The following is a 14617-nucleotide window of genomic DNA, read 5'->3' on the forward strand; positions in this document are numbered from 1 at the left end:
GGTTGGCTGCGCAGGGTGTTTCCCGAATTCGGGGCGCCTTGTTTCCAGATCGTTTTCGCAGGTAAGAACATGAATAACAGCGAAGCCACTGCAAGCCGATTTTCCTTGTCCAAGCGTGCCCTGGGCCTCAGTGCCCCCGGTACGTCCAGCATGCGCAGCAAAGCCAACGCCCTGAAGGAAAGCGGGGTCAAGGTGATCAACTTCGCCGCCGGTGAATTGTCCTTCGACGCCTGCCAGGACATGCGCACCGGGGCCATCGACGCCATCGAAAACGCGCGCAATCGCTACACCCCGCCCATTGGCCTGCCGGCCCTGCGGGAAAAGCTCGCCCAGCAGGTCAGCCAGCGCACCGGCGTGACTTTTGCGGCCAATGAAGTGGCGGTGACTGCCGGGGCCAAGCAGGCCCTGTACAACGCCTGCATGGTGCTGCTCAACCCCGGTGACGAGGTGATCGTACCGACCCCGTACTGGGAAACCTTTCCCACCCAGATCCGCCTGGCGGGCGCCACGCCCGTGTTGGTCGAGACCCGGGGCGACGACTACCGGCTGACCCTTGAGGCGGTGCAGGGCGCGCTGAGCGAGCGCACCCGGATGATCGTCATCAACACCCCCAACAACCCCACGGGCACCGTCTATCAACGCCAGCAACTGCTGGCGATCGCTCAGTTGGCCTTCAACCAGGGGCTCTGGGTGATGTTCGACGAGTGCTATCGCGGCCTGGTGCGCGAGCCCCATGAGCATCACAACATCCTCTCGCTGTTCCCGGCGCTGAAACCGCAAACCGTGCTGATCGACTCCTTTTCCAAGAGCCAGGCAGTGACCGGCTGGCGGATCGGCTACGCCTGCGCCCCGGCGCCGGTGATCGCGGCCATGCACAACCTCCAGGGCCACACCACCTCCAACCCCAGCAGCCTGTCCCAATACGCCGCGCTCAACACCCTGAACGCCGATTCATCGCAGTTCGCCGACCAGGTCAATCCGTTCCTGCAACGGCAGCTGCACGCTGCCCGTACCTACCTGGATCGCCTGGAAGGCATCAGCTACGCACCACCGGAAGGGGCCTTCTATCTCTACCTGGATGTCTCCTCCCGCCTGGGGGGCTACTACCGCGGCGAGCAGGTGCGGGATGTCGAGCACCTGGCCGACCTGCTGCTGACCGAGGCGCATATCGCCGTGGTCCCGGGCTCGGGGTGTGGCGACCCGCATTGCATCCGGATTTCCTACGCCGTCGAGTACCAGGAGTTGATCGAGGGGCTGGGCCGTTTCAACCAGTTCATGTCGGCCATCGTCATGGACTGACGGCGCTTCAAGTCGCCCGCCGTTGCACCGTCATCACCGCTGTTCCCGCGCCCCTGTGGTGGCCCGGGTGGCGTCGCTCGTCTTGCTGTCCGTGAAGTGAACAATAAATACAGGAGAGAAACATGGAGAGTTCCCGCAAAGCGTTCATCGGCTACGTGCACCAGGCCCTGGTGGATGTCGAAGACCGGAATCTGGTGGAGGCCCTGCTGACCGGCTTTGAAAACCATCCCGACAAGCTGGACGGCTACTGCCAGACCTATCAGCGCATGACATCCAGCCGCTGGTCCGAGGATTCGCTGTGCACCTTTTTCTGCGGCTGGCGCAGCCCTGATGGCGCGGCTCACGCCGTGTCCAGCATCATCGTGCGGCTGTTGCAGGAGTCCGCGGACCTGCCCGGCGACGACAACAAACTCAAGCTGCTGGAGGCCGCCCGGCATTGCGGCGAGATCATCGTCGAAGATGTCGGCCTCGGCGAAATGCACGGCCATCCCCACCATTCCAAGCTGTACCACCGCATGGCCTCGGCCATCTGCGGCTCCGACAACTGGCGCCTGCAGGACAAGTACCTGAACCCCATCACCAAGGAGTTCTCCACCTGGGTCGGGGAGAAGCGCCCCCTGGCGCCGAACCTGGTGGAAGCCCTGGAGATGATGGCCCTGACCGAGCTGTTCAACACCGGCGAATACAACCTGATGACGCCGCTGTGGAAGAACTGGCTGCGCGAGTCCTGCGGTTATCCGGCGGGGGAGGCCAACCGCATCGCCGGTTTCCTCAGCGTTCATTGCGGTGCCGTCGAGGCCCGGCATTTCCGCCACGCCACCGACGCCCTGAAGCTCTACACCCAGGCCACCGGCCAGCAGATCGACTACCGGCGCATCGCCGCGCTCTCCGACGAGTACGTGGTGCGGGCCTGCGCGCACCTGGAAAAAATGGCCTCCGTGCTCAAGGCATAGGGCCCCTGCAAACCACGCCGGGCGCGGCGACGGCCCGGCCTCCCATGACTGACTGTGCTGCATAGCAAAGACTGGAGAACCATGAACATGCGTCTTGAATCCGACTCGATGGGTTCCATTTCCGTACCGTCCAACAGGTACTGGGGGGCTCAGACCGAGCGCTCCATCCTCAACTTCCCCATCGGCCGTTCGCGCTTCCAGTGGGGCGCGCCGATGATCCGTGCCATGGGCATCCTGAAAAAGGCCGCGGCCCTGGCCAACCTCAAGCTTGGCGAACTGCCCGAGGCCATCGCGCTGCCCATCGTCAAGGCGGCGGATGAAGTCATCAGCGGGCAGTTGGATGATCACTTCCCGCTGGTGGTGTTCCAGACCGGCTCCGGCACCCAGTCCAACATGAACGCCAACGAAGTGATCGCCAACCGGGCCATCGAGATGCTCGGCGGCGAGCTGGGCAGCAAGAAGCCCATCCACCCCAACGATCACGTCAACCGTGGGCAATCGTCCAACGACACCTTTCCCACGGCCATGTACATGGTGGTGGTAACGGAAATCTTCGAGACCCTGCTGCCCGGGGTGGCAACCCTGCGAGACACCCTGTTCGAAAAATCCCAGCAGTATCGCGACGTGGTCAAGGTCGGCCGGACCCACCTGCAGGACGCCACCCCGATCACCCTCGGCCAGGAAATCGGCGGCTGGGTCGAACAGATCGACTACGCCCTGGGGGCCATCGAACTCAACCTCGGCGGCCTCTACGACCTGGCCATCGGCGGCACGGCGGTGGGCACCGGGCTCAACTCCCACCCGCAGTTCGGCGACGAGTGCGCGCGAATCATCGCTGAGCTCACCGGCTACCCGTTCAAGTCCTGCGCCAACAAGTTCTTCGCCCTGTCGGCCCATGACGCGTTGATCAACACCTCGGCGGCGATCCGTACCCTGGCCATGGCCCTGATGAAGATCGCCAACGACGTGCGCTGGCTGGCCAGCGGCCCGCGCTGCGGCATCGGCGAGATCGACATTCCCGAGAACGAGCCGGGCTCTTCGATCATGCCGGGCAAGGTCAACCCGACCCAGTGCGAGGCGCTGACCATGGTCTGTGCCCAGGTCTTCGGCAACGACGCCAGCGTGGCCTTCGCCGGCAGCCAGGGCAATTTCCAGCTCAACGTCTACAAGCCGGTGATGGTGCACAACGTGCTGGAAAGCATCACCTTGCTGGCCGAGTCCTGCCGCGCCTTCAACGACCATTGCGCAGTGGGCATCGAGCCCAACCGGGCGCGGATCGAGGCCAACATCGAGAAGAACCTGATGCTGGTGACCGCCCTCAACCGGCACATCGGCTACGACAAGGCGGCCATCATCGCCAAGACCGCCCACCAGGAGGGCAAGTCCCTGCGGGAGGTGGCGCAACAGCTTGGCTACGTTTCGGCCGCGGATTTCGACCGCTATGTGGTGGCCCTGGACATGACCCATCCCTGAGCCCTGGCCGCCGCAGCCAACCCGCTGTTCCTACTCACAAGAGGCGCGTGAATCCCATGCAGGACGCTGATATTCGCCGAACCCACCTCAGCCAGTTGCTGCGCCGCAAGCGCTGTCTGCGGGTCCTTGAAGCCCACAGCCCGATCTCGGCGCTGCTGGCCGAACAATCCAGGCTGGAGCGCGGGCCCGGGCCCAGCCTGAGTTACGACGCCATCTGGTCCAGTTCCCTGACCGACTCGACCCACAAGGGCCTGCCGGACATCGAGATCCTCTCGCCCAGCAACCGCCTGCACGGCATTCGCGAGATCTTCGATGTCTGTTCGCTGCCGATGATTTTCGACGGCGACACCGGGGGCAAGGCCGAGCACTTCGCCATCCACGTGAAGATGCTGGACCGGGCCGGGGTCTCGGCGGTGGTCATCGAGGACAAGTGCGGGCTGAAGAAGAACTCCCTGTTCGGTACCGCCGTGAGCCAGGTCCAGGACAGCATCGAGGAGTTCTGCGAGAAGATCCGCGTGGGCTGCGCCAGCCGCAGCCATGCAGAACTGCTGATCATCGCGCGCTGTGAAAGCCTGATCCTCGACAAGGGCATGGACGACGCCATCGAGCGCTGCCTGGCCTATGTCGCCGCCGGCGCCGACGGGATCATGATCCACAGTCGGAAAAAGGACGGCCTGGAGATTCTCGAATTCGCCCGGCAGTTCCGTCGCCAATGCCCGCGGGTGCCGCTGATCTGCGTACCCACCAGTTATGCCCACTTGAGTTTCGACGAGCTGGAAGGAGCCGGCTTCAACGCGGTGATCTACGCCAACCACATGCTGCGCAGTGCCTACATGGCCATGCGTGATGTGGCGGTGGGCATTCTCGAACATGGCCGGACCCTGGAGGTGGAACCCCGTTGCCTGGGCATCGAGGAGATCCTTGATCTGGTGCCGGGCACCCGTTGACCGTGGGCGACAGCGGCGGTCCCGAGCATTCTTGGAAGATTCTGGTTTTATCCCCGTCGACTGCGCGACTGAGGATATGCAGGAATAAGAATTTTCTTACATACGTTGCCAGGACCGCCGCTTAGAATTGCCCCGTTCGCCCGGCCAGCCACCACAGGCTCCATGCCCAGTGGTGGTTTCTGGTCAGGGCGGGCTGCAACATCGCAATACCTGCCTGCCCGGTCCGTGTTCTGCCTACTGCCCTTGGCTGGCCGGGTCGGCACTTCAGGTTCGATGCGTTCAACATCCCCCGCTAGCCGCTACTTCCCCCTCCAACCTAGAACCTCAATTCGGACCTCAAGCCGAGGACCGCGTCAGGGTTGTGCCTGGGTGCCGGCCAGGCTCGGTGCTTCACTCCAGGCGCCCCCCAGGGCCCGGTACAGGTCGACCTCGGCCAGCAGCTGCGCCAGGTGGTCGTTGATCAGGCCCTGCTGGGCGCTGAACAGCGAGCGTTGGGCATCGAGGAACACCAGGTTGCTGTCCACGCCGATGCGATAGCGATGCTCGGCCAGGTTGTAGTAGTCCTGGCTGGCCTGCACCAGATTGCCCTGGGCCATCAATTGCTGCTGATAGGTCTGGCGAGCGGCCAGGCCGTCGGCCACTTCCTGGAAGGCGGTCTGAATCGCCTTTTCATACTGGGCGACGCTGATGTCCTTCTGCAGCCGGGCGTAGTCCAGGCTGGCGCGCAGGCTGCCGGCATTGAAGATCGGCAGGTTGATCTGCGGTTGAAAGGTCCAGCCGCCGGCCCCTCCCTTGAACAGCCCGGAAAGCTGCTTGCTGGAGCTGCCGGCATTGGCGGTCAGGCTGACGCTGGGGAAGAACGCCGCTCGGGCCGCGCCGATGTTGGCGTTGGCGGCCTGCAGTTGGTACTCGGCCTGGAGAATGTCCGGGCGTCGCTGCAACAGGCTCGAAGGCAGGCCTGCGGGCACCTGGGCCAGCATGCCTTCGGCCAGCCTGCGCTGGGGCAGGTCGGCGGGGAGGGGCGCCCCCACCAACAGGGTCAGGTTGTTCAGGTCCTGGGCCACCTGGCGCTGGTAGCGGGCCAGGTTGGCCCGGGCGCTGTCGACGCGGGTGCGGGCCTGGGCCACGTCCAGGGCCGAGATCTTCCCGGCATGGCCGTTGCGGGTGGTCAAACGCAGGCTCTGCTCATCCGCGGCCAGGGTCTTGCGGGTCAGCTCCAGCAGTTCCTGGTCGGCGCACCAGGTCAGGTAGGCGCTGGCGACATTGGCCACCAGGCTCAACTGCGCGCTGCGCCGGGCTTGCTCGCTGGACAGGTAGGTCATCAACGCCTGTTGGCTGAGGCTGCGGATGCGGCCGAAGAAATCCAGCTCGTAGGCGCTGATGCCCAGGTTCGCCCCATAGCTGGAATTGATCAGCGCCTTGCCACCGGTCATCTGCTCGGGCAGCCGCTGGCGCTTGCCGTTGACACTGGCCGACACCGCCGGCAGCAGGTCGGCGCGCTGGATGCGGTACTGGGCCTGATAAGCCGCGACGTTCAGCGCCGCCACCCGCAGGTCGCGGTTGTTGTCCAGGGCACTGTGGATCAACTGTTGCAGCAAGGGGTCCTGGAACAGGCCGGACCAGTCGGCTCCCGCGGTGCCGGCGGCCGAGGCGTAGGCCAGGCCTTGAGGGTAATGGGCAGCAACCGGCGGCGCTGGGCGTTGGTAGTCCGGGATCAGCGAGCAGCCGCCGAGGGCCAGGGCCAGGGCCGCCAGGATCGAAGGGGAGGTACGCATATCAGCCTCGTGACAAGGACATCCTGAGGGTGGACGACAGGGGCGCAGCAACCGCGCCTCAGGCGCCGACCATCCACTTGGCCAGGCCGTGGCGGCCACTGACCCCGAGCTTGGCGGCGGCACGCTTGAGGTAGGTTTCGATGGAGCTGTTCTTGACGCTCAGGCGCTGGGCCATTTCCGGCACCGTGCCCCCGGTCAACAGCCCCAGGCAGACTTCTTTTTCCCGGGCCGACAGGCTGATGTCCCCCAGGGACAGGCGTTCGTCGAACTCCCGTTGCAGGGGCGTCTGCTGACGCGCATCCAGGGGGCGGCTGCTCCAGCTGCGCAGGTTCTTCAGGGCCTGTTGCCGGTGCAGTTGGGCATGGCGCTCCAACAGCGGCAGCAGGGTCGCCGACAGGCTCTTGAGAAAGGACAGTTCGGCCAGGGAAAAACCGCCCTGGGAGGGTTCGCGGTAGAGGGCGATGACACAGCGGCGGTTGGCTTTGCGCGAGACCAGATGGCATTGGTGCGGGGTGTGGCGCGATGTTCCGCCCTGGGCCTGGGCATTCATCTGAATCAGCAGCGAGTCGTCCATTTCCAGCATCTTGTGCAGCAGCGGATCATGGCGTCGCGGGGGCTCCGGCAGAGGCAGGTCCTCCTGCAGCCCGGCCCGCCCCAGCAAGGTGATTGCCAGGGAGCTGGCCTGGCGTTCGTCGAGGGTCCACTCACTGAGCAGCAGTTGGCTGACCGGCACCAGCTTGTCCACCAGTTGCAGCATGTCCCTGGCGAATCCGCAATGGCCGGTACTGGAGATCAACTGCCCCAGTTCGAAGTAGAAGGGTGGAGTTTCCATGTTGGCGATACTGCTGGTCAGACCCATATCCTTATCATCCTTGATCGAGACAAATCGCTGATCGAAACGCGGTCGCCACGGTGGCCCGCAGCACAGTGTTCATGTACCTGATTTGGTCGGAAAAATCTGATTTAAGCCTAAGAATTTACTTCGCGTCTGTAGGGGTAAACCGGGACACGCAGGCCGCATCAGAGCGCTGCCGGGCTGTCCCCGTGGGCCGGCAACAGGCGCGCAATCCCCGCTGGCGTTCGTCCTCGCGGTTGTGCAAGGCGCTGCCGGCACAGGCTCATCAGGCCTTGGCGGCAAGGCAGGCGAGGCCAGGAGCCTCATGTACGGGTGGTCAATGTCCTACAGCTATTTCAGCCGATCCGCAGCAGCGTCCCGGCGTTGATGGTGCCTGCCCGGGGGCTTGCCTGGCGGCCTGCCAGAGCCGTTCTCAAGGCCTTGAGCCTGCTCCGACAGGGCCCAGGAATGTCCGGGTTTCGGGTGACATACAGGGTGTGGGGCCGATGCTTAAATCCGCGGACGCTGGTGCCCGGGCCCATCACATGAGAAGGATCTTATGATGCGTTTTTCTGCCTTTGCCGTGGCCGATCTGGTCGCGCCAATCACCCTTGTCATCCACGGTGCGCTGCCTGCTGGACGTTCAGCGCCGGTGATGGCATGAGCGCCGGGGCGGAGCAGGCCCAAGGCTTGCCGCTGACCACCGGGCAACGGGATATCTGGCTCGATCAACTGAGCCGCGGTGACTCGCCGCTGTACAACATCGGCGGCTATGCCGACCTCAAGGGACCGTTCCAGCCCGAGCTGATGCAGCGCACGGTGGAGGCGCTGGTGCGCAAGCATGATGTGCTGCGCACGGTGCTGTCCCTGGAGGGCAGCAGCGACGGCTTGCCGTTGCAGTACTTCGACCGCGACTGGCCGGTGCAGTTGGTATTTCACGACCTGTCCGCCGAGGCCGACCCGCTGGCCACTGCCCTGGCGCGGATTCACTGGCAGATGCAGCAGCCGTTCAAACTCAGTGGCGAACGCCTGTGCCGTTTCTCGCTGTTTCGCCTGAGCCCCGAGCATCACCTGATGCAAGCCGAGGCCCATCACCTGATCCTCGACGGTTGGGGCTTTGCCCAGTTGTCCCAGTCCTTGGGTAGCCTCTACAGCGCTTTGGCGCGGGGCGAACAGCCCGGCCCTGGCGCACCGTCCTTTGTCGATTTCATCGAGGACGACGCGCGCTACCAGCAGTCCAGCCGTTATGCCCGGGACCGTGACTACTGGCTGGCCAAGTATCAGAGCCTGCCGGAGCCGCTGTTGCGCCCGCGCCATCGTCCGGGCCAGGAAGCCGGGACGCCCGGGGCGACCCTGGTGCAGGCCTTTCCCGCGGCCCTGCATGAGCGGATGAAAGCCCTGGGCACAAGCACCGGGGCTTCGGCCTTCCACGTGCTGCTGGCGGCCTTGCATGTGTATTTCGCCCGCACCGGCCAGCGCGACCAGTGGGTCCTGGGCATGCCGGTGCTGAACCGGCCCAACGCCGCCTTCAAGGTGACCCTGGGCTGTTTCACCCAGGTCAGTGCGGTGCACATGGACTTCGGCCGCGAGCTGAGTTTCGAGGCGCTGGTGGCGGCGGTGCGGGACGTGCTCAAGCAGGATTATCGCCACCAGCGCTTTCCCCTGAGCGAGCTCAATCGCGCCCTCGGCCTGCTGCGTGAAGACCGCGGGCAATTGTTCGAACTGACCCTGTCCTATGAACTGGAGGACCTGCAATACCGCTACGGCGATGCCGTGGCCTCGTCGGTGAAAGTCTCCAATCGCCACGAGCCGACGCCCCTGGCCATTCACCTGCGCAGCAACCGTTTCGACGACAACGCCTGGATGCATTACGTCTACGACACGGGGTATTTCCAGCCCCATGAGATCGAGGCCCTGGCCGCTTGCCTGATCCATGTGCTGGAGCAGGGGTTGGCAAACGTGGCCTTGCCGGTGCAGCAGTTTTCGCTGCTGACTGCAGAGCAGGGCGCGCGTTTGCAAGGGTGGAACGCCACCCGCCAGCCGCTGGCTACCGAGCAGCGCATCCACAAGCGGGTCGAGGCCTGGGCCCAGCGCACTCCGGGCGCCGTGGCCCTGGTTGCCCAAGGCCAGCAGCTGAGCTACGACCAGCTCAACCGCCGGGCCAATGCCCTGGCCCAGCACCTGCAAGGGCTTGGGGTCGGTCCCGATCAGCGGGTGGCGATCCTGGCCCGACGCAGCCTGGAGACCCTGGTCGGCCTGCTGGCGATCCTCAAGGCCGGCGCTTGTTACGTGCCGCTGGACCCAGCGTATCCCCCTGAGCGACTGGCCTACCTGCTGGAGGACTGCGGGCCGGTGGCGCTGCTGACCCAGGCCGGTTTGCGCGAGCGCCTGCCGAGCCTCGCGGTGCCGCTGATCGAGCTGGACGATCAGCAATGGCAGTCAGGCTCGGCGCCTGGTCCCCAGGTGCCCGGGCTGACGGCGCAGCACCTGGCCTACGTGATCTACACCTCCGGCTCCAGCGGTTTGCCCAAGGGCGTGATGGTGGAGCACCAGAGCCTGTCCGCCCTGGTGGACTGGCATTGCCGGGCCTTCGAGCTGCAGGCCGGCAGCCACACCTCCTGCCTGGCCGGCTTCGGTTTCGATGCCATGGCCTGGGAAGTCTGGCCGGCCCTGTGCGCCGGGGCGACCCTGCACCTGGCCCCGGCCAGTGACGGCCCCGAAGACCTCAATGGGTTGCTCGCCTGGTGGCGGGCCCAGCCGCTGCAGGTGAGCTTCCTGCCCACGCCGGTGGCCGAGTACGCCTTGAGCCAGCGGCTCGGTCATCCGACCCTGCGCACCCTGTTGATCGGTGGCGATCGCCTGCGCCAGTTACCCGAGGCACAGCGCTTTGCCCTGATCAACAACTACGGCCCCACCGAAGCCACGGTGGTGGCCACCTCCGGGAGCATCGAGGCCGGGCAGCCGCTGCATATCGGCCGGCCCATCGCCAATACCCAGGTCTATCTGCTGGATGAGCGACAACGCCCGCTGCCCATCGGCATTGCCGGCGAACTCTATATCGGTGGCCACGGGGTGGCCCGGGGCTACCTCAATCGCGACGAGCTGACGGCCGAGCGTTTCCTCGACGATCCCTTTAGCGACCGGCCCGGTGCGCGCATGTACCGCACCGGCGATCTGGCTCGCTGGCTGGAGGACGGCCGCCTGGAGTACCTGGGGCGCAATGACGATCAGGTGAAGATCCGTGGCCAGCGCGTCGAGCTGGGAGAAATCGAAACCCGCCTGGGCGCCCATCCCGCGCTGCAGGAGGTGCTGGTCCAGGCCCGGGACGGCCAGTTGGTGGCCTGGTTCACCGCCCGCGAGGCCGTGCCGATCAGTGATCTGCGGGACTTCCTGCGCCGGCAGTTGCCCGACGCCCTGGTGCCCGTGGCCTATGTACGGCTCGAGGCATTGCCCCTCACCGCCAACGGCAAGCTGGACCGCCAGGCCTTGCCCGCCCCCGGGCCCGAGGCCCTGGTCAGCCGCGAGTACCAGGCCCCCCAGGGCCCACTGGAAACCACCCTGGCCCAGCTTTGGGCCCAGGTGCTGCAGGTGCAACAGGTGGGCCGCCACGACCATTTCTTTGAACTGGGCGGCCATTCGTTGCTGGCCCTGGAACTGATCCAGCGCATGCAGGAGCAGGGGCTGCATGCCGATGTGCGGGTGCTGTTCGGCCAGCCGACCCTGGCCAGCCTGGCGGCGGCGGTGGAGGGCCGGCAGGACGTGGAAATCCCGGCCAATGGCATACCTGCCGATTGCCGGCACATCACCCCGCAGATGCTGACCCTGGTGGACCTGGACCAGGAGAGCATCGACCGGGTACTGGCCACGGTTCCCGGCGGCGTGAGCAACGTGCAGGACATCTATTCCCTGGCGCCGCTGCAGGAGGGCTTGCTCTACCACCACATGACCTTTGCCGCGCATGACCCGTACCAGCAGCACGCGCTGCTGGCCTTTTCCCGTCGCGAGGACCTGGACGCCTTCGCCCAGGCCTTGCAGGCGGTGATCGAGCGCCATGACATTCTGCGCACCAGCCTGGTCTGGGAGGCGGCAGAGCAGCCGCTGCAGGTGGTCTGGCGCCAGGCCCGGTTGCCGGTGGAGCAGTGGCAGCCGACGGCCGAGGGCGGCTCGCTGGCGGAGCAGTTGCGCGAGCATTACCACCCGCGGCACAACCCGCTGGATATCCGCCAGGCACCGCTGCTGGCCCTGGCCTGGGCCGAGGACCGGCCGAACCAGCGCTGGCTCGCGCTGCTGCGCTTTCATCATCTGGTCAACGATGCCACGTCCACGGCCTTGCTGATGGCGGAAATCGCCGCCCACATGAACGGCCGGCAACAGCCACTGGCGCCGGCCTTTGCCTACCGCGACTACGTGGCCCGCACGCGGTTGGGGCAGGCCTCCCATGCTGCGTTCTTCCGTGAATACCTGGCCTCGGTGGACCAGCCGACCCTGGCCTTCGAGTGGCAGGAGCGTGCGGGCGAGCCGGTGGATCAGCAGCATGCCAGTGCTCTGCTGGATCACGACTTGAGCCTGCGCCTGCGTCATCAGGTGCGGCAGTTCGGGGTCAGTGCCGCCAGCCTGTTCCACCTGGCCTGGGGCCTGGTGCTGGGGCGCTCCAGCGGCCGCGAGGACCTGCTGTTCGGCACGGTGCTGCTGGGTCGCTTGCAGGCTGGTGCGGGAGCGGACCGGGCCCTGGGCATGTTCATCAACACCTTGCCGTTGCGTCTGGAACTGGCGGGGCTGACGGTGGCGGCCGGGTTGCGCCAGACCCAGGAACGCCTCAGCGCGCTGCTTGCCCATGAGCAGGGGCCCCTGTCCCTGGCTCAGCGTTGCAGCGGCGTGGCGGCGCCGACGCCGCTGTTCAATGCCTTGCTCAACTACCGGCACAACGTCGCCGCCGACGCCCAGGCCCTGTTGCAAGGGGTGCCGGGGGCGCAATGGCTGAGCAGCGAAGAAGTGCTCAGCTACCCCTTGATGCTGGCGGTGGACGACCTGGAACCGGGCTTTCGCCTGGGAGCCCGGGCGCCCCGGCGGATCGGCGCGCAGCGCCTGCTGGACTACCTGAGCTGCGCCCTGGAGGGGCTGGTCCAGGCCTTGGAACAGGCACCGCAGACCCTGCTGCAGAGCCTGTCCGTCCTGCCGGCGGCGGAGTATCGGCAGCAGATGCTGGCGTTCAACGCCACCGCGTCCGACTACCCCAGCGAGCTGACCCTGCACGGGCTGTTCGAAGCCCAGGTCCGCCGCACGCCCCAGGCGATTGCCCTGCAGGCCGGCGAGCAATGCCTGAGCTACGCCCAGCTCAACCAGCGGGCCAATCAGCTGGCCCATCACTTGCGCGAGCAAGGGGTGGGGCCGGACGTGCGGGTCGGGCTGTGCGTGGAGCGCGGCCTGGAAATGCTCATCGGCCTGCTGGGCATCCTCAAGGCCGGTGGCGCCTATGTGCCCCTGGACCCGGAGTACCCGCCGGAGCGGTTGAGCTTCCTGATCAATGACAGCCAGCCACTGGCCGTGCTGGTGCACCAGCCCACCCGGGCGCTGCTGCAGGCCCAGGCCGTGCCGCTGATCGATTTCGACCGCGACCACTGGCAGCACCCGGGCCAGGATGACCCTGTGGTGCCGGGGCTCGGGGTCAGGCACCTGGCCTATGTGATCTACACCTCGGGCTCCACCGGCAACCCCAAGGGGGTGATGGTGGAACACCGTGGCCTGGGCAACCTGATGCACTGGAGTTCGCGACTGTGTGGGCCATGCCCGGGCGGCACCTTGCTGCAAAAGGCCCCGTTCAGTTTCGACGGCTCGGTGTGGGAGCTGTTCTGGCCCCTGGTCAGCGGCATGCGCCTGCTCCTGGCGCGGCCCGACGGCCAGCGTGATCCGGGCTACCTGGCGCAGCTGGTGCAAGCGCAGCAGGTGACCATGATCAAGTTCGTGCCGGCGATGCTCCTGCAGTTCCTGCAACTGGAGGAGAGCGGACAGTGCCACAGCCTGACCGACGTCTTCTGCGGTGGTGGCGAGCTCACCGAGGCCATCGCCCGGCTGTTCCAGCGGCGCCTGCCCAAGGCTCGGTTGCACAACGTCTACGGTCCCACCGAGGCCACGGTGGACAGCAGTGCCTGGACCCTGGAACCCGGGGCCCCTGTACCGCCGGTGCAGTTGCCCATCGGCCGGGCCATTACCAATACCCGGCTGTATGTGCTCGATGCCCATGACCAGCCGGTGCCCCTGGGGGTCAGCGGCCAGTTGCATATTGGCGGCGTCGGCGTGGCCCGGGGCTACCTGGGCTTGCCGCAGTTGCAGGCCGAGCGCTTTATCGACAGCCCCTTCGTGGCCGGTGACCGCCTGTACCGCAGCGGCGATCTGGTGCGCTACAACGCTGACGGCGACCTGGAGTTCCTTGGCCGCAACGACTTCCAGGTCAAGCTGCGCGGGTTGCGCCTGGAACTGGGAGAGATCGAGGCACGGCTGGCGCAACACCCGGCCCTGCGCGAGGTGGCGGTGCTGATGCGCGATGAGCGCCTGGTGGCCTATTTCAGCCTGCACCCGGATCAGGCGCCGCCGGGTATCGAGGCACTGCGGGCCCATGTCCTGGAGCAGTTGCCGGAGTACATGGTGCCGGCTGCCTATGTGCGGCTGGCATCGCTGCCCCTGAGCGCCAACGGCAAGCTGGACCGCAAGGCGTTGCCGGAACCCGGGGTGGACGCGGTGCTGAGCCGCGAGTTCGAGGCGCCCCAGGGCGAGCTGGAAACGACCCTGGCGCGGCTCTGGGCCGAGGTGCTGCAGGTCGAGCGGGTGGGGCGCCATGACCATTTCTTCGAACTGGGCGGGCACTCCCTGCTGGCGGTCAGCCTGGTGGCGCGCATGCGCCAGGAGGGCCTGCATGCCGATGCCCGGCTGCTGTTCAGCCAGCCGACCCTGGCGGCCCTGGCGGCCCATACCCAGTACCAGTTGCAGCGCCTGGAGATTCCCGCCACCACCATTCCCCAGCTCAAGCGCCAGCGGCGTCTCTGAGCCCATCTTCGGCCTTGCAGGTGCGCCGGCCCCAGGGCCGGCGCTCGCCGTGGGCGCCACAGGACGGGGGCCGGGACAACGCCGGGGGCATGTCCCGGCTTCCCATGTCAGACACTCAAGGACGGATGTTTTAGCGTCTCCAGGCTGCCGGGAGCCCTGGCGGGATCAGTGTCTGCGGCGTTTGCCCGAGCCGCTGGCCGCTGAGCGCTCGGGCCCTGCGCCGCCTCTGAAAGGTTGCATCTGAAACAAGGACGTTCTCTTCAACCATTTCCGAATTCTCAGGCAGGTTACGAC

7 protein-coding genes are annotated in these 14617 nt (G+C 66.2%); 5 read left to right on the forward strand and 2 right to left on the reverse strand.

Features of this window, described 5'->3' with window-relative positions:
• Positions 1–69 precede the first annotated feature (69 nt).
• The 4 genes from LOY69_RS10880 (at position 70) to aepX (ending at position 4672) form a co-directional block, all read left to right on the forward strand.
• Positions 70–1299 (forward strand): pyridoxal phosphate-dependent aminotransferase, encoded by a 1230-nt coding sequence (locus LOY69_RS10880; protein ID WP_265074520.1) that lies wholly within the window; start codon positions 70–72, stop codon positions 1297–1299.
• A 122-nt stretch (positions 1300–1421) separates the two neighbouring features.
• Positions 1422–2252, forward strand: a complete 831-nt coding sequence (locus tag LOY69_RS10885; protein WP_102882422.1) for a hypothetical protein — start codon at positions 1422–1424, stop codon at positions 2250–2252.
• Between the two features lie 87 nt (positions 2253–2339).
• On the forward strand, positions 2340–3725 hold the full coding sequence (fumC, locus tag LOY69_RS10890; protein ID WP_110596843.1) for a class II fumarate hydratase: 1386 nt from the start codon (positions 2340–2342) through the stop codon (positions 3723–3725).
• A 56-nt stretch (positions 3726–3781) separates the two neighbouring features.
• A complete protein-coding gene (aepX, locus tag LOY69_RS10895) occupies positions 3782–4672 on the forward strand; it encodes a phosphoenolpyruvate mutase (RefSeq protein WP_110652615.1) in 891 nt (296 codons plus the stop codon).
• Positions 4673–5025: 353 nt separating this feature from the next.
• Here aepX and LOY69_RS10900 read toward each other — a convergent pair whose 3' ends face one another.
• Both LOY69_RS10900 and LOY69_RS10905 read right to left on the reverse strand, forming a co-directional pair.
• Positions 5026–6447: an efflux transporter outer membrane subunit gene (locus LOY69_RS10900; protein ID WP_265074521.1), complete on the reverse strand. Its 1422-nt coding sequence runs from the start codon at positions 6445–6447 to the stop codon at positions 5026–5028.
• 58 nt (positions 6448–6505) lie between these two features.
• Positions 6506–7306 (reverse strand): helix-turn-helix transcriptional regulator, encoded by an 801-nt coding sequence (locus tag LOY69_RS10905; RefSeq protein ID WP_102882419.1) that lies wholly within the window; start codon positions 7304–7306, stop codon positions 6506–6508.
• Positions 7307–7942: 636 nt separating this feature from the next.
• Here LOY69_RS10905 and LOY69_RS10910 point away from each other — a divergent pair.
• A complete protein-coding gene (locus LOY69_RS10910; protein ID WP_265074522.1) occupies positions 7943–14323 on the forward strand; it encodes a non-ribosomal peptide synthetase in 6381 nt (2126 codons plus the stop codon).
• The last annotated feature ends 294 nt before the right edge of the window (positions 14324–14617 follow it).

Origin of the sequence: Pseudomonas sp. B21-059 (genome assembly GCF_026016285.1) — a bacterium.
Taxonomy (GTDB): domain Bacteria; phylum Pseudomonadota; class Gammaproteobacteria; order Pseudomonadales; family Pseudomonadaceae; genus Aquipseudomonas; species Aquipseudomonas danubii.

Coding starts and splice junctions, on each gene's coding strand:
- LOY69_RS10880 (WP_265074520.1), top strand. CDS start 70: ATGAATAACAGCGAAGCCACTGCAAGCCGATTTTCCTTGTCCAAGCGT.
- LOY69_RS10885 (WP_102882422.1), top strand. CDS start 1,422: ATGGAGAGTTCCCGCAAAGCGTTCATCGGCTACGTGCACCAGGCCCTG.
- fumC (WP_110596843.1), top strand. CDS start 2,340: ATGCGTCTTGAATCCGACTCGATGGGTTCCATTTCCGTACCGTCCAAC.
- aepX (WP_110652615.1), top strand. CDS start 3,782: ATGCAGGACGCTGATATTCGCCGAACCCACCTCAGCCAGTTGCTGCGC.
- LOY69_RS10900 (WP_265074521.1), bottom strand. CDS start 6,447: ATGCGTACCTCCCCTTCGATCCTGGCGGCCCTGGCCCTGGCCCTCGGC.
- LOY69_RS10905 (WP_102882419.1), bottom strand. CDS start 7,306: ATGGGTCTGACCAGCAGTATCGCCAACATGGAAACTCCACCCTTCTAC.
- LOY69_RS10910 (WP_265074522.1), top strand. CDS start 7,943: ATGAGCGCCGGGGCGGAGCAGGCCCAAGGCTTGCCGCTGACCACCGGG.